This window comes from Dyadobacter sp. (genome assembly GCF_051859145.1).
Taxonomy (GTDB): Bacteria; Bacteroidota; Bacteroidia; order Cytophagales; family Spirosomataceae; genus Dyadobacter.
Map to the genome: position 1 here is coordinate 1 of NZ_JBHYGF010000471.1, position 2,785 is coordinate 2,785.

At 46.2% G+C, this 2,785-nt stretch carries 3 protein-coding genes; all 3 read left to right on the top strand.

Going from position 1 to position 2,785, the window contains the following annotated elements; genetic code table 11:
• Positions 1-1,620: type III polyketide synthase (locus tag ACTIE6_RS22170; RefSeq protein WP_439558710.1), on the top strand; the 1,620-nt coding region annotated here is incomplete at its 5' end.
• Entirely contained in the window at positions 1,613-2,308 is a 696-nt protein-coding gene (locus ACTIE6_RS22175) for a methyltransferase domain-containing protein (protein WP_439558711.1), read from the top strand. The genes ACTIE6_RS22170 and ACTIE6_RS22175, both read left to right, overlap by 8 nt.
• Positions 2,298-2,785, top strand: a 488-nt coding sequence (locus ACTIE6_RS22180) for an NAD(P)/FAD-dependent oxidoreductase (RefSeq protein ID WP_439558712.1), incomplete at its 3' end; no start/stop codon positions are given. The genes ACTIE6_RS22175 and ACTIE6_RS22180, both read left to right, overlap by 11 nt.

Here is a 2,785-nt window from a genome sequence, read left to right on the forward strand (position 1 = left end):
TCCCGGGCTTACAGTTCACCTTTAATCAGGCTCAAAAAATATCCGGTAGCAGGTTTTCTGACCGTGGTATTTTTCCAGGGTGCATTTACGTATTATATGTCAATCGCCGGCATTTCGGGACAGGCGCTTGAACTGACCCGGGCAAATTGCTTTGTACTGTTGGGCTGCTCGTTTCAGATTGCGGGCGCTTATCCGCTGACGCAGATATACCAACATCAGCAGGATCTGAAAGACGGTGTAATTACATTGAGCTACAAGCTGGGCTATTTAGGAACTTTCGCGTTCACAGCAGTAATGTTCCTGCTGTGTAATCTGTTCTACTATCTGTATTTCGCAGCGCTGGATCTGGGAATGATTTTTTTCATTATTCAGGTGTTTTTCGCTCCCATTGTAATCTATTTCGCAACCTGGTTTTATAAGGTAAAAAAAGACCATAGCGAAGCCAATTTCCGGAATACCATGCGTATGAACTGGATTGCGGCCATTTGCATGAACAGTTGTTTCGTAGTTTTAATTATCATTAACAGAATTCCCTTGAGTTATCTATCAGCAATTGAGACAGCCGTTCCCGATCATCGTTATTCCCAGGAAACACTCACATCATTTTACTCAGGATCAACCGATGACCTGACTACGCAGCGGAAGATCAAAATTGTTGCCGGGAAAACGGGGATTGAAACGAGGTATTCTGTTATAAGTGACTTTGATAAGGAACCTGCCGAATTTGAGTTCTTCAACAAAACCCGCAACCTGCTGCCGGAACCCGGACTTAGTCAACGAATGCAACTGTACCAGCAGCACGCTACCAGACTGTCCAGAAAAGCTATAGACAAGATCAGGAATTTCGAAAATATCAAGCATAACATTACACATTTGATCACAGTCACCTGTACCGGCCTTTTCGCGCCCGGACTGGATGTGGAGCTGATGCGGGAACTGGACCTGAATCCCTCCGTACAGCGCAGCAGCGTCAACTTTATGGGTTGCAATGCAGCTATCATCGCATTGAAAAATGCAGACGCCATTTGCAAAAGTAACCCGGCTGCTACTGTGTTGGTTGTTTGTACCGAGCTTTGCACCATCCACTTTCAGAGGCAATACAATGAAGATTACCTCTTGTCCAATCTGCTTTTTGGTGACGGTGCAGTTGCTGCATTAGTTACTTCCCAGCCTTCCGGCGACTTTGCCCATCAGGTTAAGATCAAATCTTTTAACTCGATGATATTGCATAATGGTTATTCTGATATGGCGTGGCAGCTTTCCGAGACGGGTTTTATTATGAAGCTCACATCCTACGTGCCTGATCTGATCAGCAAGAATATCAAACCGATGCTGCAGTCGATTGGATTGCAAGCAGATGAGTATAAACACTGGGCTGTGCATCCGGGCGGTAAGCGCATTGTGGATGATTTTGCCTTGGCACTCGATCTGGATAAATGTCTGCTCGCGCCCACTTACCAGGTGTTAAAGGATTATGGAAATATGTCTTCTCCAACCGTGCTTTTTGTGCTGAAAGAAGTTTTGGAAAAAGCGAAGCCAGAACATCAGGGTGACCGGATCTTCGGCGCGGCGTTTGGTCCCGGTCTGAGTATTGAGACGATGCAACTGCGGTATGTTTAAGTACAGGAGCCCACGTAAGGAGTTGCTGGACGAAGATAATATCCCGCCAGCTGCTCTTTTCCGGAATCTTCGCGAGCTTGATTTCATTAACCACTGGCTGGGAGGTTACGATATCTCGTTTTCAGCAATGAAAAAAGTATTGAGCAGAAACAGATCTTATACGCTGGTTGATATCGGCTGCGGAGGAGGGGATACCTTGAAGAGAATAGCAAGCTGGAACAAAAAAGCGGGATACGAGCTGGAACTCTGTGGTATCGATATCAAGCCCGTTTGCATCGATTACGCGAAGCAAAATATAGGTGATTTGAAAATTGACCTGATCTGCGATGATTACCGCGAAATGTTTCATCACGTTGAAAATGCAGATATCATTCATGCCTGCCTTTTCTGTCACCATCTTACCGACAACGAGCTGGTGGACCTGGTTTCATTTGCATTGAAGCACAAGGTAATTCTGATCATCAACGATCTGGAAAGGAATGCATTGGCGTATTATTCGATCCAGTTTCTTACCCGTCTTTTTTCAAAATCATACCTCGTCAAACACGATGCGCCACTTTCTGTACTGCGAGGTTTCAAGAAGCGCGAGTGGCTCGCTATCCTGCGCGAAGCGGGTGCCGGGCGATATTCGGTGCGCAACAAATGGGCATTCAGGCACGAGGTGATTGTTTATGGAAATGCAGACTGAACAATACGAATGCGCCATCATCGGCGGCGGACTCTCGGGACTTTGTCTTGCGATCCAGTTGGCCGAGCAGGAGCGGTCTGTCATTGTTTTTGAAAAAGGTCGCTACCCTTTCCACAAAGTTTGCGGGGAGTATATTTCAATGGAAAGCTATGGATTCCTGCACAAGCTGGGGTTCCCATTTGAAAAGACCGGGATACCGGTGATCAGCAAACTTGGGATCAGTTCCGAAAGTGGTTTTATGCTCAACCAAAATCTAAAATCGGGCGGTTTTGGTATCAGCCGGTTTACACTGGATTATGAACTGAGTCTGCGCGCGCAGAGCCTTGGTGTGGTAATCTTGGAAGAATGCAGGGTGAACGATGTAAAACCAGGGGCGAAAGCTTATTTTCTGCAAACAACGAAAGGTGCATTTACTGCCAAAGTAGTTTGCGGTAGCTACGGAAAGTATGCGCCGCAGTATATTGATGAGCCAAAAAG

Excerpts from the sequence above, each read along its gene's own strand:
- ACTIE6_RS22175 (WP_439558711.1), top strand. The coding sequence starts at position 1,613 with ATGTTTAAGTACAGGAGCCCACGTAAGGAGTTGCTGGACGAAGATAAT.